Origin of the sequence: Streptomyces sp. NPDC056144 (assembly GCF_042264145.1) — a bacterium.
Classification (GTDB): Bacteria; Actinomycetota; Actinomycetes; order Streptomycetales; family Streptomycetaceae; genus Streptomyces.
In genome coordinates this window covers 72,531-94,548 of sequence record NZ_JBHJVF010000002.1, presented here as the reverse complement: position 1 = coordinate 94,548, position 22,018 = coordinate 72,531, and the positions used below count along the sequence as shown (strand labels likewise).

The 22,018-nt window shown below is 71.3% G+C and carries 20 protein-coding genes; 13 read left to right on the top strand and 7 right to left on the bottom strand.

The window, feature by feature from the left end:
- Positions 1–55: 55 nt before the first annotated feature.
- The 5 genes from tap to ACFC0Z_RS06950 all read left to right on the top strand — a co-directional run bounded on the left by tap (position 56) and on the right by ACFC0Z_RS06950 (position 5,989).
- On the top strand, positions 56–2,215 hold the full coding sequence (tap, locus tag ACFC0Z_RS06970) for a telomere-associated protein Tap (protein WP_376433631.1): 2,160 nt from the start codon (positions 56–58) through the stop codon (positions 2,213–2,215).
- Positions 2,216–2,257: 42 nt separating this feature from the next.
- The gene (gene tpg, locus ACFC0Z_RS06965) at positions 2,258–2,815 is read left to right on the top strand and encodes a telomere-protecting terminal protein Tpg (RefSeq protein ID WP_376433629.1); all 558 of its coding nucleotides are present in this window, start codon (positions 2,258–2,260) and stop codon (positions 2,813–2,815) included.
- 164 nt (positions 2,816–2,979) lie between these two features.
- Entirely contained in the window at positions 2,980–4,035 is a 1,056-nt protein-coding gene (locus tag ACFC0Z_RS06960; protein WP_376433627.1) for a LysR family transcriptional regulator, read from the top strand.
- A 170-nt stretch (positions 4,036–4,205) separates the two neighbouring features.
- Positions 4,206–5,168, top strand: a complete 963-nt coding sequence (locus ACFC0Z_RS06955; RefSeq protein ID WP_376433626.1) for a DMT family transporter — start codon at positions 4,206–4,208, stop codon at positions 5,166–5,168.
- A gap of 251 nt (positions 5,169–5,419) precedes the next feature.
- On the top strand, positions 5,420–5,989 hold the full coding sequence (locus tag ACFC0Z_RS06950) for an EF-hand domain-containing protein (RefSeq protein WP_376433624.1): 570 nt from the start codon (positions 5,420–5,422) through the stop codon (positions 5,987–5,989).
- A 57-nt stretch (positions 5,990–6,046) separates the two neighbouring features.
- Here the strand turns inward: ACFC0Z_RS06950 and ACFC0Z_RS06945 are convergent, their stop codons facing one another.
- On the bottom strand, positions 6,047–7,444 hold the full coding sequence (locus tag ACFC0Z_RS06945) for an APC family permease (protein WP_376433622.1): 1,398 nt from the start codon (positions 7,442–7,444) through the stop codon (positions 6,047–6,049).
- 472 nt (positions 7,445–7,916) lie between these two features.
- Between ACFC0Z_RS06945 and ACFC0Z_RS06940 the strand changes: the two genes are divergently transcribed.
- From ACFC0Z_RS06940 to ACFC0Z_RS06930, 3 genes are all read left to right on the top strand, one after another.
- Positions 7,917–8,606, top strand: coding sequence for a class I SAM-dependent methyltransferase (locus ACFC0Z_RS06940; protein ID WP_376433621.1), 690 nt, complete (start codon positions 7,917–7,919; stop codon positions 8,604–8,606).
- Positions 8,607–8,839: 233 nt separating this feature from the next.
- Positions 8,840–9,472 carry a DedA family protein gene (locus ACFC0Z_RS06935; RefSeq protein WP_376433619.1) on the top strand — a complete coding sequence of 211 codons (633 nt, stop codon included), beginning with the start codon at positions 8,840–8,842 and terminating at the stop codon, positions 9,470–9,472.
- A gap of 156 nt (positions 9,473–9,628) precedes the next feature.
- The gene (locus ACFC0Z_RS06930; protein ID WP_376433617.1) at positions 9,629–10,894 is read left to right on the top strand and encodes an MFS transporter; all 1,266 of its coding nucleotides are present in this window, start codon (positions 9,629–9,631) and stop codon (positions 10,892–10,894) included.
- Between the two features lie 68 nt (positions 10,895–10,962).
- Here ACFC0Z_RS06930 and ACFC0Z_RS06925 read toward each other — a convergent pair whose 3' ends face one another.
- Entirely contained in the window at positions 10,963–11,472 is a 510-nt protein-coding gene (locus ACFC0Z_RS06925) for a hypothetical protein (protein WP_376433615.1), read from the bottom strand.
- Between the two features lie 266 nt (positions 11,473–11,738).
- The gene (locus tag ACFC0Z_RS06920) at positions 11,739–12,173 is read right to left on the bottom strand and encodes a hypothetical protein (RefSeq protein ID WP_376433613.1); all 435 of its coding nucleotides are present in this window, start codon (positions 12,171–12,173) and stop codon (positions 11,739–11,741) included.
- A gap of 784 nt (positions 12,174–12,957) precedes the next feature.
- On the opposite strand from ACFC0Z_RS06920, the gene ACFC0Z_RS06915 reads away from it, so the two are divergent.
- A complete protein-coding gene (locus ACFC0Z_RS06915) occupies positions 12,958–13,548 on the top strand; it encodes a hypothetical protein (RefSeq protein WP_376433611.1) in 591 nt (196 codons plus the stop codon).
- On the top strand, positions 13,545–14,033 hold the full coding sequence (locus tag ACFC0Z_RS06910) for a hypothetical protein (protein ID WP_376433609.1): 489 nt from the start codon (positions 13,545–13,547) through the stop codon (positions 14,031–14,033). The genes ACFC0Z_RS06915 and ACFC0Z_RS06910 overlap by 4 nt, the downstream gene beginning before the upstream one ends.
- Positions 14,034–14,194: 161 nt before the next feature.
- Here ACFC0Z_RS06910 and ACFC0Z_RS06905 read toward each other — a convergent pair whose 3' ends face one another.
- Positions 14,195–14,398 (bottom strand): hypothetical protein, encoded by a 204-nt coding sequence (locus tag ACFC0Z_RS06905; protein ID WP_376433607.1) that lies wholly within the window; start codon positions 14,396–14,398, stop codon positions 14,195–14,197.
- 364 nt (positions 14,399–14,762) lie between these two features.
- On the opposite strand from ACFC0Z_RS06905, the gene ACFC0Z_RS06900 reads away from it, so the two are divergent.
- Both ACFC0Z_RS06900 and ACFC0Z_RS06895 read left to right on the top strand, forming a co-directional pair.
- On the top strand, positions 14,763–16,208 hold the full coding sequence (locus ACFC0Z_RS06900) for a tetratricopeptide repeat protein (protein WP_376435011.1): 1,446 nt from the start codon (positions 14,763–14,765) through the stop codon (positions 16,206–16,208).
- Complete coding sequence (locus tag ACFC0Z_RS06895) at positions 16,144–17,022, top strand: glycosyltransferase family 2 protein (protein WP_376433605.1); 879 nt, start codon at positions 16,144–16,146, stop codon at positions 17,020–17,022. Before ACFC0Z_RS06900 ends, ACFC0Z_RS06895 begins: the two co-directional genes overlap by 65 nt.
- Before the next feature lie 108 nt (positions 17,023–17,130).
- On the opposite strand, the gene ACFC0Z_RS06890 is transcribed toward ACFC0Z_RS06895, so the two are convergent.
- The gene (locus tag ACFC0Z_RS06890; RefSeq protein WP_376433603.1) at positions 17,131–18,393 is read right to left on the bottom strand and encodes a hypothetical protein; all 1,263 of its coding nucleotides are present in this window, start codon (positions 18,391–18,393) and stop codon (positions 17,131–17,133) included.
- Between the two features lie 518 nt (positions 18,394–18,911).
- Between ACFC0Z_RS06890 and ACFC0Z_RS06885 the strand changes: the two genes are divergently transcribed.
- Complete coding sequence (locus ACFC0Z_RS06885; protein WP_376433601.1) at positions 18,912–19,610, top strand: helix-turn-helix domain-containing protein; 699 nt, start codon at positions 18,912–18,914, stop codon at positions 19,608–19,610.
- A 25-nt stretch (positions 19,611–19,635) separates the two neighbouring features.
- Here the strand turns inward: ACFC0Z_RS06885 and ACFC0Z_RS06880 are convergent, their stop codons facing one another.
- Positions 19,636–20,592, bottom strand: a complete 957-nt coding sequence (locus tag ACFC0Z_RS06880; protein ID WP_376433599.1) for a squalene/phytoene synthase family protein — start codon at positions 20,590–20,592, stop codon at positions 19,636–19,638.
- Between the two features lie 23 nt (positions 20,593–20,615).
- Positions 20,616–22,001 (bottom strand): FAD-dependent monooxygenase, encoded by a 1,386-nt coding sequence (locus tag ACFC0Z_RS06875; protein WP_376433597.1) that lies wholly within the window; start codon positions 21,999–22,001, stop codon positions 20,616–20,618.
- Positions 22,002–22,018 lie beyond the last annotated feature (17 nt).

The window sequence follows — 22,018 nt, the reverse complement described above, 5'->3', positions numbered from 1 at the left end:
AAAAGGGTTAAAGGGTGGGCTAAAGAGAGGGTTAAATCCTGCTAGTGTCCGCGACATGGGTCTCAGTGAGGAAGAACTGCTCGCCGCCGCTGACGAGCTGCTGAAAGAGGTACCGCAGCTCCCGCCCCCCGCCGAGCGCGCCCGTCTGCGGGAAGCCGCCGGGATCACCCAGGCCCGCCTCGCCACCGCGCTGAAGACCACGACGCAGACCATCAAGAACTACGAGAACGGCAGGAGCGAGCCGCGCTCGCCGCGCCTTGAGGCGTACCAGCGGATCCTCTCCGGCTGGGCCGCGAAGCACCCCCCGCACGGCGCTCCCACGCCCACCTCGCCCCCGCAGGCCCCGCCCGCCGCGCCGCAGCCGGAACCCCCCACCCCCGCCGCGTACGCCCCCGCCCCCGCGACGCCCAGCCGCGAAACCCCGGCCCCGGCCCCGGCCCCGGCCGTCCCCGACACCCCCGCCCCCGCCCCCACCCCCAAGCGCCCCGCACCTTCCCGGCCTCTCCCGACGGAGAAGAAGTCCGCCGCGCCCGTACTGGACCCCCGCTTCCCGGCCGGACCGCTCGCCGTCCTCGACGGCGACGGAACCGCCTACGGAATCGGCGGCATCGTGCTGGACTGCCCGGCGGCCACGATCGTGGAACTGGTCGAGTGGACCCTCACCCGCTCCGGCCTGGGCGCCGCCAAACTCCACCGCTACGGGACGGACTCCGACCCTCTCGTCGTCCTGACCGCGGCCGCGGCCGTCAAGTTCGGCCTGCCCGAGCGCCTGGAGGACCGCCGCGGCCTGCGCCTGCCCCCGGACCACCCCGTGGTCAAGCAGGTGACCAAGGCCAAATGGCAGCTCACCCAGCGCGGCTTCGGCCCCTGGCCCCGGATCTACCGCACGGCCCAAGGCCGCGACCGCCAGTGCGTCCAGCTCGCGATCCTGCCCTGGGACGCCCTCGACTCCCGCTCCTGGCCCGGCGTCACCGAAGCGGACATGCACCCCGCCGACATCGCCCACGTCCTCGGCACCTACGCGCAGCGCGTCATCACCCCCCGCGGCTCCACCGCCGTCTCCGGCCTGGAACTGATGACCGCCCTGCGCCCGCCGACCCGGCCCGTACGCGACGAGGAGACCGGCGGCTGGACCCGCGGCCACCACCCCGGAAGCCTCGGAACCGAACCGCTGCCCCCCGCGCCCCCGGAAGCACGCCCCGAACACCCCGTCGTCGTCGCCTCCGGCTGGACAGGAGGCTTCGTCAACGAAGAGGCCTACCAGTGGGTCCGCGACATCGACCTGCTCACCGGCGACGAGGCGGCACTGCCGTACGCCGTCGGCCTCGACCTCAACACCGCCTTCCTCGCCTCCACCGCCCGCCTGATGGTCGGCCTCAGCGAACCCGACCACTTCGTACGCCCCCGCTTCTACCCCAAGGTCACCGGGTCCTGGCTGGCCGACCTCTCCCACATCGACCTCGACCCCCGCCTGCCCAGCCCCTTCACCCCCACCGGGCAGCGCCCCACGGGCCCGGCCTGGTACCAGACCCACACCATCGCCTACGCCCAGGAACTCGGACACGACGTCGACATCCTGGAGGCGTACCTGCGCCGCGAGACCGGCGCCTACCTCGACCCCTGGCACGACCGCCTCAAGGCCGCCTACGCCCAGACCCTGGCCGACCTCGGTGTCACCCCCGACCTCACCGACCAGGCCTTCCTCGCCGCGATGGAAACCCTGGAAACCCACAAGCGGGCCGACCCGGCCATGGCCGCCGTCCTCTCCGCCATCAAGGGGACGGTGAAGGGCGGCATCGGCAAGCTCTTCGAGGGCCCCCAGGGCGCGGGCTACAAGGACGGCGAGGAATGGCCGGCCATGAAACGCCCCACCTGGGCCCCCTGGATCCGCAACGCGGTCATCTCCAAGACCCGCGTCAACATGCACCGCAAGCTCGCCAACATGGCCAAGTTCACCGGCATGTACCCCCTCGCGGTCCTCTCCGACTGCGTCGTCTACCCCACCGCCAGTACCAGCCCGCTCGACTTCCTCCCGTACGCCGAATCAGGCAAGCCGATCCCCGGGGCCTTCCGGCTCGGCTCCACCCCCGGCCGCGCGAAACTGGAAGGCGTACAGCCGATGACATGGGCGATCGACCTGATCGAACAGGGCTACAACCCCGCCCGCCACATCAAGGGCGACGGCCACGACGCCGTCACGGACGCCGGCGAATAGCCCCCGAACTCACCACCCTCCGACGACTGGAGCCCGCATCAGATGACCGGAGAGATCGACGACGCCCTCAAGCGCGCCGACCAGGAACACTTCACGAGAGAGCCCCCCAAGACCCTCCAGGGCCGCATCAACTACCTGATCCGACAGCTCGGCACCGCCAAAGCCGTCGCCGCCGAGATCGGAGTCACCCCGGACTCCGTCAACCGCTACCGCCGCGGCACCCGGAAGAACCCGCCCCCACGCATCACCGCCCGGATCGAGGCGGCGGTGAAGACCCGCTGGCAGCCAGGCGTACGCCGCCGCCGACGCCGGCAGGCCGCCACCACCGGAATCAAGGTCTCCACCCGCGCCCGCTTCGGCTACACCGCCCCCATCGGCACCACCGACGACGGCCGCCTGCGCCGCCTCACCATCAACCTCCCCGCCACCTACGCCCAGCGCCTCTTCCAGGCCCAGGAACAGGGCCTCAGCGACCAGCACCAGCGCGAGATCATGGCCGAGGGATTCAAGGAGGCCTACTTCCAGGACAACGGCGCCCGCGCCGCAGGCCTCTCCGAGGTCAGGCTCACCGACATCGACTACCTCGACATCGAGTACTGAGCGCGACGGCCGTCACGCGGCCGCCCGCTCCAACGCGCGCAGGCCGGAACCGCCGCCAGGGCCAAGGCCCACCCCGACGCCTTCGAGCGCCTTCGAACTCCTTCGCCGAGGAGACGATCGGTCGACCCGGAACACGAACCGGCCGCGCTGATGTTGCGCCGGACATGGACGAGAACAAGGCCCCCACCACCGACGACGGGGGAGCGGCCGACGACGGGGGAGCGGTCGACGGCAGGGGAGCGGTGGCCACCCGTCCGTACGGCAGCGAACCCGACCTGCGCAAGCTGCGGGTGCTGCTCGAACTGGACCGGCGGGGTACGGTCAGCGCGGTCGCCGCCGCGCTGCACCTGACCCCCTCGGCGGTCTCCCAGCAACTCGCCGGGCTCGCCAAGGAGCTGGGCGTGCCGCTCACCGAACCAGCCGGTCGGCGGCTGCGGTTGACGGGTGCGGCGAAGCTGGTGCTGCGCAGCGCCGAGGAGATCTTCGCCTGCCTCGACCGGCTGCGGGTCTCCCTCGCCGAGTACAGCGGCGGCGAGCGCGGCGAGGTGTCCGTCTCCGGCTTCGGCACCACGCTGGCGCCCCTCGTCCTGCCGGCCGCCGGGATCGTCAGGCGCCGCCGCCCCGGGCTGCGCACCACGCTCGCCGAGGTCGACCCCCCGGCCGGCTTCGAGCTGCTCGAACAGGGCCGTACCGACGTGGTCATCGCCGTGGAGTCGCCGTCCATGCCGGCCTTCGACACCCGCTTCGACAAGCACCCCCTGATGACGGAGGTGTTCGACGTCGCCCTGCCGGCGGAGCACCCCCGGGCGCAGGCGCCCACCCTGGCCCTCGCGGACCTGGCCGAGGACGCCTGGATCTTCGCCACGGTCGGCATGTGCCAGGAGATCCCGCTGGCGGCCTGCGCGGCGGCCGGCTTCACCCCGCGGGCCACCCACGTCATCGGCGACTGGGACGCGACCCTGGCCGCGGTCCGCGAGGGCCTCGGCATCTGCCTCGTCCCCCGGCTCGCCCGCCGCGGCTCCCGGCCCGGTGTGGTGATCCGGCCCATCGACGACGCGCCCTCACGCCGCGTCTTCGCCGCCGTACGGTACGGAAGCGGGGACATGCCGCAGATCGAGGCCGTCCTGGAGGCTCTCCGCGAGGCGGCCCGGGCCGCCGAAACGGAGCTCAACGGCCCGCCGGAGAAAGGCGAAGAAGCCATGGGGGCGGCGGTCCCGTAGCCTCCTCCGCGCACGTTTCAGACGCCCTTCACCTTCATCGGAAAAACACCTTGCTGGACGCGGGACACGGCCCGACGCGAGGCTTCTCACGCGGGCCGACGGACGGAATCCCCTCCACCCCGCTCCCTTCGTGCCTTTCTCCCGTCTGCGTCGAATGTGAGGGCCGGCCCATGAAAACGGGCGCGCTGCTGCGGCTGTCCGGACTGAGCCTGCTGTGGGGTTCCGTCTTCCTCTGGATCAAGATCTCCGGTTACGGCTTCGCGCCGGTCGCGACGGTCTTCGTACGGCTCGTCCTCGGCGCCGCCGTCCTGATGGCCATCGGCCTCGCCAAGGGCCAGCGGCCGCCCCGCGACAAGACGACCCTCGGCCACATGGCCGTGGCCGCGCTGCTTGGCAACACCGTCCCCTGGCTGCTCTTCGCCCAGGGCGAGATCGACGGCTCCAGCAACGTCGCCGGCATCGTCAGCGGCACCGGCCCGGTCTGGACGCTCGGCGCGGCCGTGCTCCTCGGCAGCGAGAAACGCCTCGGCGCCGCCCGCGTCTGGGGCATGGCCATCGGCCTCCTCGGCGTCGTCCTGGTCGCCGCGCCCTGGGACCCGGGCACCCACGCCTCCACCGGCAGCATCGTCTGCTTCGTCCTCGGCGCCATCAGCTTCGGCAGCAGCTTCGCCTACGTCGGCCGCTTCCTCGCCGGCCGCGGCACCCCGGTCCTCATGCTCGCCGGCGGCCAGCTGAGCATCGCCGCCCTGCTCACACTCCTCGCCGTGCCCTTCCTCGGCCTCGACCCCGTCGAGTGGCGCACCGACTCCACCATCGCCCTGATCATCCTCGGAGTCGTCTGCACGGGCCTCGCCGTCCTCCTCAACACGGTCATCATCACCAAGGACGGCCCGGCCGCCGCCGCCACCGTCATCTACCTCATGACCGTCGTCTCCGTCGTCCTCGGCGCCGTCTTCCTCGGCGAGCCGCTCAACTGGACCGTGCTCCTCGGCACCGCCGCGGTACTCGCCGCCACCACCCTGCTACGCCGCAAGCCCCCACAACAGCCCGACGACACACCCGCCCCGACCCCGGCCCCCGCCCTCGGCCACCACGTGACCCAGGGCCGCGCTCGCGGGAGCTCCGCGGCGTAGGGGGAAGCCACCAGCGGTTCCGCGAAGAGGCCGAGCTCCCGCGTACGGGCCACGGCGTCCGCGTAGGGTCGGCGCCCGGCGAATCCATGGCTCTGAGCCAGTCGGCCTGGAATCCCAGCCACTCCGCACCCAGTGCGATGTCGCAGTCCGACGAAGGGCGTTTCCTTCCGGGCGGATTCTCGTTGCCTGCCTGACAGACAGGGCGTGCCCCCATGCCCTGTTCTCAGCGTGCGTTCTTGTGAGGAGCGGTGATGGGCGGACAGGACTTTCTGACAGCCAAGATCGAGCATGGATTCGACCAGCTCGACGTGAACGGCAACGGTGTGCTGACCGAGGACGATCACGTGCAGATGGGGCGCCGGGTGGCGTCCTCTCTCGGTCACGCGGAGGGCTCCGCGGAGGCGGAGCGGATCATCGGTGCCTACACGGCCATCTGGCGGGAGGTACATCTGCCGTTCCTCCCGGCCGGAGGCTTGGGGATCCCGAAGGACCAGTTCGTCGCCTCGACCCGCGCGCTGTCCCAGGACCCCGGGGCGGCCAGGGCCGCCCTCGGGGGGATCGCCGAAACCTACCTGCAGATCGCCGACATCGACCAGGACGGCCGGATCAGCCCCGCCGAGTTCCTCGCCTTCCAGCGCGGGCACTTCCCGGAGCTCACCGAGGAGAGCGCGGCCGAGGCGTTCGGCCACCTCGACACCGATGGCGACGGCGTGCTGTCACCCGCGGAGTTCACCAACGCGGTCATCGAGTTCTGGACCAGTCCGGACCCCGACGCCACCGGCAACTGGTGGATGGGGCGCCCCGCCTTCTCCGAAGACTGACCCCCGGACAGCACTTCGCCCCGCCGTATGACGACGGGGCGAAGGGGCGAAGAGAGATCAGCTCTGCTCGTCCTCGGGGATGGTGACGAGCCAGCGGGAGTCCTTGCGGGGCCGCAGGTACAGGGCCCAGTAGAGGGTGGCGACGGCGGTGATGCCGCCGGTCCAGAGCAGGTACTCGACGTCCTGCATCCACAGGACGTACGCGAGGACGCCGATGAGCAGCACGGGGACGGCGGGCCACAGCGGCATGCGCCACGCGGCCACCTCGCGGTGGGCACCGCGGCGGCTGAAGAGAGCGGCGACCGCGACCAGGAGGTACATGCCGGTGACGGAGACGCCGGTGACGCCGTAGAGGGTGTCGAGGTTGACGAAGCAGAGGGCGGCGCCGGGGACGCCGACGAGCAGGGTGGCGACCCAGGGGGAGCCGAAGCGCCCGAGCCGGGAGAGTGCGTTGTTGACGGGCTCGGGCCACGCCTTGTCGCGGGCGGAGGCGAACAGGACGCGGGAGTTCTGGATGACCATGACGATGCCCGCGTTGATGATGGCCAGGGCGACGCACAGGCTGATGAAGGTGCCGACGGCGGAGTTGGACCAGGCGGTGATCATGGCACTGATGTCACCGCCGGTGAGGGTCTCCAGGTCGGCGGCGCCCAGGGTGATGGCGACGACGGGCACGAGGATGACGACGGTGGAGATGGCGAGGGTGGCGAGCACGGTGCGCGCCACGTTCTTGCGCGGGTTCTCCAGCTCCTCGGAGAGGTAGACGGCCGTCGAGAAGCCCTGGGTGATGAAGAGCGCGATGGCGAGGCCGGAGACGACCATGGCCCCGGTGACGAGCGAGTGGGTGCCGCCTTCGCCGGCGACCTGGCCGTGGACGAGCGCACCGACGCCGCGCTCGGAGTGGGCGAAGCCGAGGACCGCGACGAGTCCGGCCGCGACGACCTCGAGTACGAGGAAGATGCCGGTGATCCAGGCGTTGGCCCGCAGGTCGAGCAGGCCCGCGAGGGTCGCGAGCAGCATGACGCCGGCGCCGGCGAGCGGGGCCGGTATGTGCACCAGGGGCGCCAGGTAGTCGGCGGTCCCCATGGCGATCACCGGGGGCACGATCATCACCACGAGCAGCGAGAGGACGAACACGAGCCAGCCGGTGAGGCGGCCCGTGAGGGTGGAGACCATGGCGTACTCGCCGCCGGCGCTCGGGATCAGGGTGCCCAGCTCCGAGTAGCAGAACGCCACGCCGATACAGAGCAGCGAACCGATCGCGATGGTGAGGGCGGCGTACGTGCCGACTCCGTCGAACAGGTCCGGGACGACCACGAACAAGGTGGAGGCGGGGGTCACGCACGACAGCGTGAGCAAGGTGCCGCCCACGACACCGATGGAACGCTTGAGCTTCTGCGGCACGGGGCCGGTCTGCGGGGCCAACGCGTGCGGCGCGCTGAGGGTGTCGGTCATCAGACGGTTCCGATCGGTGAGCAAGGTGTTTCCGTGCGGGAGCGGTATCGCCTCCGAGGCGGCCGGTGATCAGGTGGGTCCGTGGCTCCCGGGCTGAATGGAAACCTGAGCAGAACCGCAGGTCAATGGCCCGCCTGCTGCGGAATCCGTTGCTCCGATCCCCTCACTGTGATGCCCGGGGCATCAAGAACGCGTCAAGAAGCCGAGAACGCTCCGTACGGGAACCGCAGCTCGCCCCCACGGACTTTTCCCTCGCTTTACCGCCGGTCCGGCCCCCGGACACCTTGCCGACGACCGCGACACCTGGCTACTGGCGGGTACGTTCCTGGCGACCGGCCCCCCGGCCCCCCGGCCCCCCGGCCCCCCGGACCCCCCGGAGGCACAGCCGGCCGTCGGTGAGCGCATCGACGCCGTTTTGCCGAAGCGGCAACGGGAGTGGCGTCGCCGGGCCGCGATGGGGGACGTTGGGCCCGTGACCGACAACATCACGGCGGGATCGCCCGCGCCTCACACGTCCTTGCCTGGCGACGGATACGTCGGAGACCCCGCGGTGCGGGCGGAGTGGGACAACCGATACGCCGAACGCCAACAGCTGTGGAGCGGCCGGCCCAACGGTGCGCTCGTGGCCGAGGTCGCCGGGCTCACGCCAGGGCGGGTGCTCGACGTCGGCTGCGGTGAGGGCGCGGACGCCGTCTGGCTCGCGCGCGGCGGCTGGGACGTGACCGCGCTCGAGGTCTCCGGGGTGGCGCTGGAACGGGCGGCCGGGCACGCCCGGGACGCGGGCGTCGCCGTGCGCTGGGTACACGCCGCGCTGGCGGAAGCGGCGCTCCCGCCGGCCTCCTTCGACCTGGTCTCCGCGCAGTACCCGGCCCTGCTGCGCACCCCCGACGCCGCGGCCGAGCGAGCGCTGCTGGCGGCCGTCGCGCCCGGAGGCGTCCTGCTGCTCGTACACCACGCGGGGATGGAGACCCAGCAGGCGCACGACAGCGGATTCGACCCGGCTGACTACGTCTGGCCCTCGATGGTCGCCGCACTGCTCGCCGCCGACGCCGACGAATGGAAGGTGGAGGTGAACGAGCAGCGGCCACGCGTGGCGCCCGACGGCGGCGCCGGCGCGCACCACACGGACGACGTGGTGCTGCGCGCACGACGACTGCGCTGAGACCCTTCCCGCACACCGACCACCCGCCGGCCCACCTGCCGGCTCACCGCCCCCGACCCGCACGGACCGGGCCCCGGAAGCCTCCGGGGCCCGGCGATGCGACCTGGGTCGCAGCACGATCTCGTCGATCTCGTCCTCCGGGCGGACCGATCTCACCGTTGGGCCGGGTTCCACTGGTAGCCCCGCGATCAGCGGAACGAGCGGAACGAAGCGAGCAGGGAGACCCGAGACACGTGTCATGGTTCGTGCAGGCGCTGGACACGTTGGGCGGCCTGCCACCGGCCGCCGTCCTGGGAACCGCCGGTCTGTTCAGCGCGGCCGAGTCCGGCCTGGGCATCGGCATCGTGGTGCCGGGCGAGACAGCGGTTCTCATCGCCGGCGCGGCCGTCCACGGCAAAGGCCTGCTGACCGTCCTCTTCGTCGTCGTCGCGCTGGCCGCGAGCCTCGGCGATCACGTGGGCTACGTCCTCGGGCGGCGTTACGGCGAGCAGCTCCGTAACGCCGCTCTGCTGCGCCGTATCACCGACGCGCAATGGGAACGGGCAGTCCGCGCCCTGCACCGGCACGGCGCGTGGGCCGTCTTCCTCACCCGCCTGCTGCCGGTGATCCGGACACTGACCCCCGCGGCGGCCGGCATGGCCCGCGTGCGCTACGCACACTTCCTTCCCGCCTCCCTGGCGGGCGCGGCCACCTGGTCGGCCGTGTACGTCTTCGGAGGCGCGCTCGCGGGCGCCTCGGCCAAACAGCTGGGAACGTACCTCGGCACAGCGGGGTGGGCCGTGATCGGAACACTCGTCGCCCTGGCCACAGCGGTCTGGATCCTCCGCCGCCCCCACCGCCACCGAGCCGGACGGGACCGGGCGTGAGCGGTTCGGCCCCGCCGCGGAGGCGGAGGCCGGCGCGGGCCTGAGGGAAAAGCAGATGACCAGCGCGGATGATCAATCCTACGATTTGAGCGCTGCACAATCTGCCCTCATGTCTCTGAACGGTTCGGCTCCCGCGTGAAATCCCTGATCCCTGGCGTGCTGCGTGACGAACCGCAGTTCGCCCGCCTGTTCATCGGGCAGTCCCTGTCGGTGCTGGGCGACCGCGTGTCGTTCGTGGCCGTGCCCTTCGCCGTGCTCTCGGTGGGCGGATCCGCCTCCGACGTGGGATGGGTGGCGGCCGCAGGCCTGGTACCCATGCTGCTGTTCACCCTGGTGGGCGGGGTGTGGGCGGACCGCTTCCGGCGCCACCGCATCATGCTGGTCTCCGACCTCGTGCGGTTCGCGGTGCAGGGGCTCATGGCCGTACTGCTGCTGACTGGCGTCGCCGAGGTTCCCCATCTGGCCCTGCTGATGGTCCTGTTCGGCACCGCGGACGCGTTCTTCATGCCCGCCTCCACCGGACTGATGCCGCTGGTGGTCGGCCCGGACCGGCTGCGGGAGGCCAACGCCCTGCGCGGGTTCGTCCAGTCGTCCGGACTGGTCCTCGGCCCGGCCCTGGCCGCTGGGCTGGTAGCGCTGGCCGGCCCCGGCGGCGCCCTGGCCCTGGACGCCCTGACCTTCGCGGCCAGCGCCGCGTGCCTGGCCCGCCTCAAGCCCCGCGAGACGGCAACCCACACAGCGCAGGACGCCCCCGGAAGCACCTTCCTCGCCGAACTCCGCGCCGGCTGGGCCCAGGTACGCAGCCGGACATGGGTGTTGTCCGGTCTGGCCGGCATGGCCGTCTACCACGTGGTCGTCCTGCCGTCGGTCTTCGTGCTGGGCCCCGTGCTCGCCGAGCGCGAGTGGGGCGGCGCGGCAGGCTGGTCGGTGGTGGTCGCGGCATTCGGCATCGGATCCATCGTCGGCGACGTGTGCGCCTACCGGCTGAAGATCACGCGGCCCATGGCCCTGGCATCCGCGGCACTGGCGGTGGCCTCCTGCCAGGCGATCATCATCGGATCCGGCGCGCCGCTCGCCCTGATCGCGGCCCTCGAAGCGGTCACCGGCGTCGCCGTCTCGCTCTTCTTCGTCCTGTGGGAGACGGCGCTGCAGACACACGTGCCCGAGGAAGCACTGTCCCGCGTGAGCTCCTACGACCACCTGCTGTCGGCAGGACTCATGCCGCTCGGCCTGGCGCTCGCCGGCCCGGTATCCGAATCCCTCGGCATGCGGCCCACCCTGTACGCGATGACGGTCATCGCGGTCCCCGCCACCCTCGCGCTCCTGTGCGTCCCGGCCGTACGACGCCTACCGGCGCATGCCCCGGGCACCACGAGCGACGGCGGCAGCGTCCGCACCGCCACAGAGGCCGGCCTGGCGTGAAGAGCGCACCGGCAAGAACCCCCGCATGCCCGCCGACCCGCACAAACGACGAACCGGCTCGTCGCCGATCACGCACTCGGCTCTGAGGCTGGCCCGTGAAGCGGCTTTCTCGGGCGCTGTGCACGGAGACGGCGACGCACGTGCTGCACGGTCACTGCCGCCGGCAGACCGGCCAGGAGGAGGGAAAGCCCTACCGGAAGCACACCCGCCCACACCGTGGGCGAGACGTATGCGGTACCGGACGCGCCGTCCACCAGCCACGCGCGGACCGGTTGTGCATCGATGTCGCCGTCGACGGGGACATCGAACGACGAGCCGCCGTCGTCCGGGGTGAAGGTGCCGGAACAGGACGTCGATGTCCCCGCATTGGCCACAGTGTTGTCGTACGTCCGGCAGTCAGCTCCGGTCACGCTGCCGGGCTCGCCCCACAGGGCCGTGCGCACCTCTGAGGTGAAGTGCGTCAGTACGAGGCAGGCAAGAAACAGCCCGACCAGACAGGCCAGCGCCAGCCACGGTGCGACCCCGACCTGCTCAGGCTTTCCCCGTTGCCCGTCGAGAACGTTCTCAGCCTCGCTCATCCCACCCTCGGATCGCCGACGGACCTCCATGGTGACCGACCAGAGATGCCCTCGGAAGACCCAAGCCCGGTCTGCCGCTCCAGACGTTCCACGCCGCGCGCAGCCCGCGCGGCCCGCGCGGCGGCCCCGCGCACTTCCCGCACTCCACTCTCCCCAGCGAGCGCCGTGCGTCGGCGTGTTCCCTCCTGCGCCGACCGGAATCCGCCGACGCGGGGCGCCGCGCGGTGGGGGAGTGGAGCACCGTCATGTCTGCGTCCGTGCCGTGGTCAGCAGGACACCACGGTCGAGACGGTCGCGGTCGACGGGGGCCAGCCGAACTGGTTCACGGAGAAGGAACCGGTGACCGTCGCACCGCACGGCGCGGTGGCGACGATGCTGCCGACCGAGGTCGTGCCCGCCTGTACGAGCACGGTCGGGTTGATGGGCGCGATCGGGGCGCTGCCGACGACCGTGCCGGAGACCGTGAAGCCGACCTGCTGGGGCTGCCACCCGGAGTTGGTCGTGGCCGCGACCCCGTAGAAGCGGACCTGGTTGCCGGTCACCTCGACACAGGCCCTGGTCTGCAGGATCCCGGGCGCACCGGGGGTGCCGCAGGTGACGACGGCGCCGACCGGCCCGGCCGGCGCGGCGACGGCTTCCTGACCGGTGGCCAGGGTGGCCAGGGTCGCGGCGGCGACCGCGGCAGTGGCAAGACTCTTCATGGGGTGTCCTCCCTCTTCCATCGCCCTCACCCGAGAGCAATGTGAAATGTCACATGGCGTACGGGTGGATCATGGCAGTGCACCGAGGTGGGCAGCGCCGGATTCCGAGGGGAAAGCCGTTCTTCTCTGGGTTCCGGCCACCAAATGGCCTGAATGCCAGCCGCAGGGTGAGGATCTCGACCTGTGATCGACCATCGAGACAGTCACCCGAGGTGGCCGTTCGCTGTCCGCTTCGCTCGGTATGCGCCTGTTCCGTGTACGAGGATCAGCTCGCCGCGAGGTAGACGGTCACGCCCTGCTCCGCACCGAACCCCCGACCGACGCCGCTCATGACCAAACCTCTCCCCGGCGCGAATCACGCTCACCACCGCACTTACCGCCGCACTCACCATCGCAGGCCACAGCCACGAGAAGCGTGAACTCACAGCGCTCCTGGCGCTGCCCGAGCCGTGCACTTACCGCCGCGATCGCCACGGCGATCCTCGCCCGCGCATCCCGGCTGCCGTCTTCGCCGCCGACAAGCTGCTCGCCAACGACTCAAGCGACCAGGAGCCCGCCACGGCCGAGCTTCTCGACCACGCGCCCTGCCACCTGGGACAAGCAACCCGCCGCTGCGCAAGCACGCCCAGGCAGTCGTCCACTGGCCACGACCCTCGCGCGGGGGAGTGAGCCGGCGCGCGAGGGTGGCGAGAGGGAGCACGCCGGCCGGCTGCGTGCTCTCGAGCGCCTGCGGCGGGTGGACGGGACGCCGATCGTGAAGGTAGCGGAACGCTATCGTCCGGCCATGAGGACGAACACCTTAGGCCTCGCGGCGGCTTCGGCCGCCGTCGTTCTGCTGGCGCTCCCCACTCCGGCTCAAGGGGTGCCGGTCGCCGCGCCGCACAAGTGCGAGGGCGGGCAGTCCGACTCGCGCGGCCGGTCTTCCGTGGACGGCTCCGAGATCACGTGGGACGACGACACGAGGTTCGACGACGCGCGCAAGCACGCGGTCAAGGTCTGGACCGCGGGCACGCTCAACCGGGTGAAGATCATCCCGGACGGAGCGACGACGTACGCCGATGTGGAATGGCGGGACATCATCAGTACGTCCGGCGAGTGGAAGGACACCTACGGCAAGTGGGAGCCGCACCACGGCACGGACTACCTGTCGCTGAACAGGGCGTACCTGGACCCAGGCAAGAGCCTCGGCACGGATGAGGACCGCAGGCGGGTAGCGGCGCACGAGCTGGGCCATGCGCTGGGCTTCTGCCACAAGGAGTACGGGTACGGGACGTACCCGTCTCTCCTGTGGGCCGACTACGGCCACATCTCGGGCAAGAAGATCAACGGCCCGACCGACTCCGACGTCAAGGCGTATCACGCACTGTGGGGATGAGCATGAAGAAGACGATGGCCATGGCAGTGGGGGCGGCGCTGGCTGCCGGGGCGCTGGTGTGGGGCGGCTGGTCCGGATACCAGCAGTGGGCGAAGCCGCTCGAGGGGCATGCGCTGCGCGCGTACGACGCGACGAACCCGGAGAGCACCGCGCCGCGTACGGAGAACGTGTTCACCGGCCGGGTCGAGGCGTTCGAGGAGCAGCGGGACATCGAGGGCTGGACGCAGGACGTGTACCGGGTCGAGGTGACCGAGGTCCTGCGGGGCAGCGTGCGGGGGACGGTACGAGTCACCTACGGGCTGGACTCCGGCACAGCTGAGCGGCTTAAGGACGGCAGCACGTACGTGTTCGCGACGCATGCGTGGGCTGACGCGGTGAACGACGGTCACGCGCACTTGTACGAGGGCGAGATGCGGCCGGTCGACGACGGACAGCTGGCGACGTGGAGGAAGGCAGCCGCGCTGCCCATGGCATCGGGCCAGTAGCCAGTAGCCAGTAGCCAGTAGCCAGTAGTCAGACGCCGGCGAGGGCCGCCGCCTGGGCCGACGAGGTGCCGCCCCTCACCTCCCTTGGTGGTGGGGCGACGGCCGGAGCGAGTACGCGACGGTGGCGACGACGGCGTACGCGAGGACCGCTCAGCGCTGTCTCACGTGACGAGCTGGATGTTGTCCGCGGCCGCCGTCCATTCGACCCCTCCCTTGGGACGGATATGCGCGACCCGCACGGTGCCGTGGCTGCGGAGTTCGTGCGTGACGGCGACCAGGACGCCCTCGCCACGCGAGGCGATGTCCCGGACGTTCTTGTTCAGGAACGGGTGCTGTTCGTACCCGTCCGGATCGACCGGATTCACGTCCCTGCCTCCGGTCGGCTCTCGGCGCGGCGCATGAACTTCTCCCAGCCTGCGGCTGCTCGCAGACGCAGGGCCCGGCTCGGCACCCGGCTGGGGCTCCGTCGGAATGTACGTCCGGCCGCTCGCGCCGAGGGCCCTCCGGGGCCGTTCGGACGTCGTCACGCGGTCGCTCCTCTCGTACGGGGCAGCAGCGGGCTGCAGGCCGACGGGGACGCCGCGACCCGCTGCTTTCGGGGGAGCCGCCCGGAGGGTCCTTCACCTCCGGGGGCGTATGAACAGTGAACTCTCCTGCACGGAAAGTGAGTACCGTTGGCCTGTCGCGAACTCGTTCAAACCGTTCAAGATCGCCTTCGAGGGGCCGGAAGTGACGGGGAGCCGGACACCGAACAGCCGGTTGGCAGACGTCATCGACGAGGCCGGGCTGACCTACTACGCGCTGGCCAGGGAGATCCGCATCGTGGCGGCCGAGGCCGGGGCGAAGCTGAGTACAGGGCCGTCCGCCGTCGCGTACTGGGTCGCCGGCGGTACACCATCCGGGCAGACGCCGTTCTTCATCGCCGAGGCTCTCACCCGAAGGATGAAGCGGAAGGTGACGGTTGCCGAGATCGGTCTAGGCTGCGCAGCCGGCGGGGAGGCCCTGGGCATCGATCCGCTGGCCACCGCTGCCGACCTCGGGAGATTCGTGATGCTCCGACGCAGGGATTTCCTGAACTCCGCCTTCGCCGCCGCAGCCGTCGCCCTTCCCCTCGGCTACGACCACGAAGCCGTCGCCGCCACGCTCAAGGCCGCTGAGACCGGCGGCGGTGTCGGCACAGAAGAGGTCGCGACGGTCCGGATGCTCACCGAGACGTTCCGCAGCTCGGACGAGAAGCTGGGCGGCGGCCACGGGCTGACCGCCGTCACCGCGTACCTGACCGACACCGTCACCCCCCTGCTCGCGGTGCGCTTTCCCGCCGACGTCGTACGCAGACAGGCGTTCGGGGCGGCGGCCCAGTTGGCGACGCTCGTGGGCTGGAAGCATCACGACCTCGGCCGCGAAGGTGTCGCACAGCGGTACTACCTGCTGGGCTATCAGCTCGCCTGCGAGGCCGACCCGTACGGGCACGCGGCATGGATGATGCGGGCCATGACCCACCAGGCGCTCGACCTCGGCCATCCCGACGCGTGCGTGGAGCTGGCGGAGGAGGCTCTGCGCCGGGCTTCGGGGAAGGTCGACCGGCGGACCGAGGCACTGCTGCTGGTGACCTGCGCCAGGGCGTACGGGACGAGCCGGGAGAGCGGGAAGGCGGCGCGGGCACTGCTGGCGGCCGAGGACGCGGTCCTGGACCTGCGGGAGCCGGTGCTGTCGTTCGCCGCCGCCTCCGGGCCAGTGACGGCGACGGTCGCCTCGCACACGGGCAAGACGCTGACCGCGATGAAGGACTACGGGGCGGCCGAACGGCACTACCGTGCCGCGTTGGCGGACCGCACACCGGCCACGTACCAGCGTGGGCACGGCCTGACCATGGTCAACCTGGGCAAGTCGGTGGCCGCCCAGCACCGCCACGAGGAGGCCGTGGCCCTGTGGAGCCGGTCCCTGGACTTCATGGACGGCGTGGTCTCCGACCGCAACCGGCAGGAGATCAAGGCGATTTACTCAACGGCGGCCGGGTACCGCAAGCGCGGTGTGGCCGGCGCCAGAAGCCTGGAGCAGAAGGCGGCCGAGTTGCTGCGGCCCGAGCACGAACGAACAGGAAGTGGACGCCATGAACGTGGGCGTGGTGGTGCTGACCATGGGCGACCGACCCCGGGAACTCCTGGCGCTCCTTGACTCGGTGGCGAAGCAGGAAGGCGATCCCGCGACGGTCGTCGTACTGGGCCAGGGCGTGCGACTCCCCGAGCTCCCGGACGGCGTCCTGGGCGTCGAACTGCCGGAGAACCTCGGCATCCCCGGCGGCCGGAACGAGGGCGTGCGGGCGCTGCGCGAGCACGGCGGCGTGGACGCGGTCGTGGACGTGGTCGTGGTTCTGGACGACGACGGGACGCTGCCCCGCACCGACACCCTCCGCCTGGTCCGGGAGGCGTTCGCCGAGAAGCCGCGCCTGGGCATCGTGAGCTTCCGGATCGTGGACGAGGAAGGCGTCAGCCAGCGCAGGCACGTCCCGCGCCTCGGCGGTGCCGACCCGCACCTGTCCGGCCAGGTCACCACGTTTCCGGGCGGCGCCCACGCCATTCGCATGAGCGTGATCGATCAAGTCGGCGACTTCCCGAGGCAGTTCTTCTACGCGCACGAGGAAACCGATTTCGCCTGGCGCGCGCTCGATGCCGGATGGGAGATCGACTACCGGGCCGACATCCTCCTGCGACATCCGCGCACCGCTGCGTCCCGCCACGCCGTCTACTACCGCAACACCGGCCGCAACCGCGTCTGGCTGGCCAAGCGCCACCTGCCCGCAGTCCTGGTCCCCGTCTATCTCGCCACGTGGGCGGCGTACACGGTGGTGCAGCGACCCCCGCTGGCCGGACTCAAGGAGTGGTGGGCCGGCTTCTTCGAAGGGGTCCGGGTTCCGTGCCCACCACGTCGCCCGATGCGGTGGCGCACCGTGTGGAGGATGACCCGGCTGGGCAGGCCCCCGGTGATCTGACTGCGAGGACGACAAGGAGCCTTGCTGCCTGGAGAGTTCTGTGCAAGAGCATGGCCCCGAAGTCCGGCGCCCGTGCCCTTGCGGGATAGACCCCTGCAGTCGGTCGTTTCAGTGAAACCCGCGGTGCCCGCCCTGCTCGATGGAGCGGATCAGCCGGTAGTCCTCATCGACCGCGCGGGCGGTGCCGGCCAGGACGAGCTCGCCGGACGATGCGGCACGATGGAGGGTCTTGCGTCGAGAGCTGTCGGACTCCGCGACCCGGACGGTGTACGCGAGCGTGGGCAGGGTCGAGATCGTCCGGAGCAGCGCGGCGTCGAGAGCGCGGCCGTCGGCGGGGACCGCGAGGGAAACCCGCATCACGGCGTGCTCCTCGCTTTCCGGGGCCCTGCCCAGGCCGTCGATCGTTGCCACGCGAGCCGCCGCGGCGATGTGGCCGACCGAAGGCGAGTAGGCGTCGACCGAGGACGGCTGGGCGAAAGCGCGTGCCGACAGCAGTACCGGCCCGAGCTGGTCGTTCCACGCCACGCGGAGTCGGGCAGCGCCGTGGTCGATGCCGAGTACCGGAAGGACTTTCAGCGCGTAGAGCGACAGTGTGCGGAAGAGCAGGCCGTGACGGTGCAGCAGTTCGGATCGGTCGTGTGCCTGTCCTTCCGTCCGGGTCTCGGCCCAGATCTCGGATACGACATGATCGCCGGAGAGAGGGCCGCTGATGGTCTCGATGAGGTACTGCGGGCCGGAAATGCGCTGCTGAAGCATCACTTCACCCGAACCGGTGTGGTGCTGGGCGGCCCGGCGTGCCCACGCCCACGTGGTGACGATCTCGTCCGGCCCGGAGCAGAAGACGGGCAGAGCTGTCACCGAGCTGTCGGCCGCCGCGACGACGTAGGACGGGAAGCGGGCCGTGTCCGCCCACCTCAGGGCGTCCATCACGTCGGTGGAGTACATCGACGCGGCCGATACGATCCCCTCGTCGCTCAGCGCGGTGGCCTGGACGGCCCGGTTGGTCCTGAAGGACGTCGTACCGACGGCGTTACCGGGCAGGCCGAGGTGGTACGAGAGGCGATCGGCAAGCCCCACCCCCAGACCGCTTCCGGCGACCACCAGATCGACCCCTATGCCTGAGAGCTGCTTCACCGTGTGCCGTATTCCGGTGTGCATGACGGTGGCCGAGTACCCGGGGACGTCCACCGTGTGGTCGCGGTGGGCGGCGGGACGCTCGTGGTCCGGCAGGGCTACGGCGACGCAGTCCCAGCCGAGGTAGGAGTACTCGCGGAGGTGCCCGCCGCCGTCACCGTACGGTGCGACGACGGCGACGGTGCCAGGAGTCGGTCGGCGTGTGAGGACGGAGTCTGGTGCGGCGGCGAGGGACACAGGGTGCTCCGAAGCGGGAGATGGGGAAGGACCGCGGCGAAGACGGCGAGCACGGTGGTCACGGTGGTCACCGAGCCGGCGCGACGGCGATCAGAGAAAGGGAACGGGGCGGCGAGCGCTGGAACGGGCCAGGCGCGATCGATCGGCACTCCCCTCGCGGACATCGGATGGCGCGGGGTGCACGACGCGCTCCGCCATGGCCGGATCGCGCGTCGCCTGCCCCCGCTCGAGCTGAGGCCCCCATGCCCGTCCCGCCGGAATTCCGCACGCCGAATCGCCTACTGCCGTACGCGAATCAGCCGGCGAATCCGGAAGGGCCGGCACGTTCCCCGATCTTGCTGCACCAGCCCAGAGGTGTCAACAATTGTGAACTTCACTGCTGAGGAAGCCCTTTGAGGCGGCAGCCGACCGTGACTCGGGGGGCCCGGAAGGCTAACCTGCACCTGGCAGAACACCTTGCAGAGCGCCTGGCAGGACACCTGGCAGACCCCCCTCTCTCTCCTTGGAGACCGCCCCGTATGAAAGCCGCCGATACACCGCCGGACGACCTCGCGGCGCTGATCACGGCGATCAACGATCTGCTTCCCTCCACGGGCATGACCCACGAGGACCTGGAGCTCGACGCGGTCGCCTACCAGACCGGTATCCCCGAGGACGTCGTCCTCGCTCTCCTGCGCGGCGAGCCCGTCCCTGACGACAGGCTGAACCTGAGCTTCACCGACCGCCTGACCTTCCTGCTCGACACTCGACGGGCACCGGACGGGAAGCCCCACAAGCAGGTCAACATCGCGGACGCGCTCGGCCTGTCCCGGGGCATGGTCTCCGCGCTCTTCTCAGGCGGCCGGGAGGCAGGCCGGGCCGTGACCGCCGCGCTGGAAGAGTTCTTCGACGTGGACCCGGGCTTCCTGAGCACCAGTGGGCGACGAGCCCTCGCGCGGGCACTGCGTCCCCTCTACGCGACCCTCGTCACGGTGAGCGACCTCCGCGGAAAGCGCGTCAGCCACCTCGCCCTGCGCAGCAGCGTCGACGTCGCGGACATCAAGCTCGCCGGTCAGCTCCAGGACGCTCTGCGAGCGGTCCTCACCCCTGTCCCGGAGCCCGATATGGATCCCCAGGAACAGGAGTTGCGGGCGATCACGGACCAGGTCCGCGCTCTCGCCCCCACCTCCCGCACACGCCTCCTCGGCAGCATCCGAAGGCTCCTCGGCCAGCAGTGACCGCCGGACACCGCCGGACCGCCGGTCAGCCGCGAGGCTGACGCCGCCCCCCGGACACGGCGAATACGGCGAAGCCCCGGTGCACGACCCCCCGGAGCAGCACGCCACCGCACCTGAGCGGCGAGGGCCCGCACGGCCGGGCCACGAGCGAGGCCCCGGCCTTCCGCACAGCCGCCGCGCGCGCCTCCTGCACCTGCACGACGGCCCGCAGGAAGGGCCGGTAGGACGCGTCCGCAAGACCGACGACCGGCCGCGCCGCTCCCAGGGAGGCGGCAGTGGTACGCGCCTGGGCGGCGACGAGCGCCGCGACCGGAGCCGTACCGGCCGCCTCCGGACGCAGGTCCGCGGCCGTCAGACCGTGCCGGGCGAGGGCCTCGTCCGAGATGCCGGCCCTTCCCTCCTCGACGTCCTGGGCGAGGTCCTCCAGGAAGTCGATCCGCTGCATCGCCGTCATGAGAGCCAGGCACGCCCGCTCGAACTCGGCTGCCTCCGCCTCCCCGTCAGGCGCCAGCAGGCACATGGACAGCATGAGAGCGGGCAGCGAGTACCCCTCGATGTACTCCGTCAGGTCGGCCTCCGACCCGAACCGCTCCCAGGCCACCTCCTGGGCGGCCCCGGCGAGGAACGCGTCGATGCGACCACGCAGTACGGGATGCCGGCGAACGGTCCCCGACAGGGTCCGCAGCACCGGCTGCGCGGCGGCGTCGCCAGTGGCCAACGCGTCGTCCGTGAGGTCCCGCCACCGTCGCAACGCCGTCTCGCGCTCAGCGCGCTGCCCGCGGTCGATCCGGTCATCGGTCTCGTGCATGAAGGCGACCAGGGCGATGACGTCGGGCTGGAGCGGCGCGGGCAGCAGCAGCCGCGCCGCCAGATACTCGGCCGGGGCGAACCGCCGCACCGCCCGCAGCTGCGCCGTGTACCCCTGGCGGGCTTCCGGCTCGCGGATACCGGCACGGTCAAGGACACGCTCCCACACGCTCACCCGCCCCACCTGCCTCAACCACCTCACCTGCTGAGCAGCACGCGGACGGCGCGGGCGAGGAACCGCGGGTCGGTCAGGGCGCTGGGCGGCAGTTCCATGTTCACGACTCCCATGTACCGCGTGTTCACGGCGGAATCGAGCACGGACGCCTCGGTGAGCCGGTCGGCGACCCATTTCTGTACGCGGTAGCCGCGGGGGTACGGGCCGGTGACGTGGGGCTGCGCGAGATCAGCGGCAGTCGAGAGCTGCCAGGCGCCCTCCACGACGGCTTCGGCGAGGCGGAAGTAGGCCCATGCCGGATCCCGCGGGGAGGCGGCGGAGCGCAGGTGGGCGCCGAGGGCGTTGGCCGCCAGGGCCGCCAGTGTCAGGCCCTGCCCGTAGACCGGATTGACGCTGGCCAGCGCGTCGCCCACGACGACGAGTCCGCCCGGGAAGCGGTTCAGGCGGGTGTGCACCCGCCGGCGGCTTTCGACGAAGCGGTACGTCTTGACCTCGCCGAGCATCTCGGAGGCGTCCGCCACGGTCCGGATGGGGTCGACACAGCGGCGCATCCGCCGCAGGAACTCCTCGGGGTCGGGCCCCGGGCGGTGATCGGCGTACCCGGCCAGGACGACCGACCAGCGGTCCCCTTCCACCGCCGCCAGGGCCCCGGGCTCCGTGATCGTGGGCTGATAGCCGCTGGCGGGCCCCGGGCTGGAGTGGGCGATGACCGTACTGCCCAGCTCGTCGCCGCGGCGGAAGGAGGCGGTGGCGTAGCCGAGGTCGATCCTCATACGGTCGACAGGCGCTGCGTCCCACCCGTACTCGGCGAGCCAGCCCTCCAACGGGCTGTTACGCCCCATCGCGTCGACCACGAACTCGGCGTCGAGCGTCTCACCGCCCCCGGCCGCCTCGCCACCCTCGAACGGCCCACCGCCCGAGGCCGCCGCACCGCCCCCAGCCTCGCTGTCAGCCGTGGCCGCCGTGTCCACCGTGGTCACACCAGCCACACGATCCCCCCGGAACACCAGACCAGTGGCCTGCGCCCGGCAGAACCGCACGTTCCCGACGGCGGCGACCCGGCGCCGCAGGTGCCCCTCCAGGAACGGCCGGGTGGCACCGAGCATGCGCGCCTCGGCCACCGGGGCCTTCAGCCGACCGTCCAGGTAGAACTGCACGTCGTCACCCAGGCCGAGGAGGGCGCCGTCCTTGACCAGCTCCTCCGTGATCCCGGGGAACCACCGTTCCAGCTGCGTGTGCCCCATGGCCAGCAGGGCGTGGAGCTGGTGCCGCTGCGGGACACGGCGACCGAGTCCGTCGTCCCCGACGACGTCGGGCTCGACCACCACGACGTCCTCGGCGTATTCGCTCAGCACCCGGGCGGCGAAGAGCCCGGCGTAGCTTCCGCCCATGACGATGGCCCGCTTCACAAAGAACCCCCACCTCA

Coding starts and splice junctions, on each gene's coding strand:
- ACFC0Z_RS06925 (WP_376433615.1), bottom strand. CDS start 11,472: ATGAGCGAGGCTGAGAACGTTCTCGACGGGCAACGGGGAAAGCCTGAG.
- ACFC0Z_RS06945 (WP_376433622.1), bottom strand. CDS start 7,444: ATGACCGACACCCTCAGCGCGCCGCACGCGTTGGCCCCGCAGACCGGC.
- ACFC0Z_RS06960 (WP_376433627.1), top strand. CDS start 2,980: ATGGACGAGAACAAGGCCCCCACCACCGACGACGGGGGAGCGGCCGAC.
- ACFC0Z_RS06955 (WP_376433626.1), top strand. CDS start 4,206: ATGAAAACGGGCGCGCTGCTGCGGCTGTCCGGACTGAGCCTGCTGTGG.
- ACFC0Z_RS06895 (WP_376433605.1), top strand. CDS start 16,144: ATGAACGTGGGCGTGGTGGTGCTGACCATGGGCGACCGACCCCGGGAA.
- ACFC0Z_RS06950 (WP_376433624.1), top strand. CDS start 5,420: ATGGGCGGACAGGACTTTCTGACAGCCAAGATCGAGCATGGATTCGAC.
- ACFC0Z_RS06920 (WP_376433613.1), bottom strand. CDS start 12,173: ATGAAGAGTCTTGCCACTGCCGCGGTCGCCGCCGCGACCCTGGCCACC.
- ACFC0Z_RS06910 (WP_376433609.1), top strand. CDS start 13,545: ATGAGCATGAAGAAGACGATGGCCATGGCAGTGGGGGCGGCGCTGGCT.
- tap (WP_376433631.1), top strand. CDS start 56: ATGGGTCTCAGTGAGGAAGAACTGCTCGCCGCCGCTGACGAGCTGCTG.
- ACFC0Z_RS06885 (WP_376433601.1), top strand. CDS start 18,912: ATGAAAGCCGCCGATACACCGCCGGACGACCTCGCGGCGCTGATCACG.
- tpg (WP_376433629.1), top strand. CDS start 2,258: ATGACCGGAGAGATCGACGACGCCCTCAAGCGCGCCGACCAGGAACAC.
- ACFC0Z_RS06915 (WP_376433611.1), top strand. CDS start 12,958: ATGAGGACGAACACCTTAGGCCTCGCGGCGGCTTCGGCCGCCGTCGTT.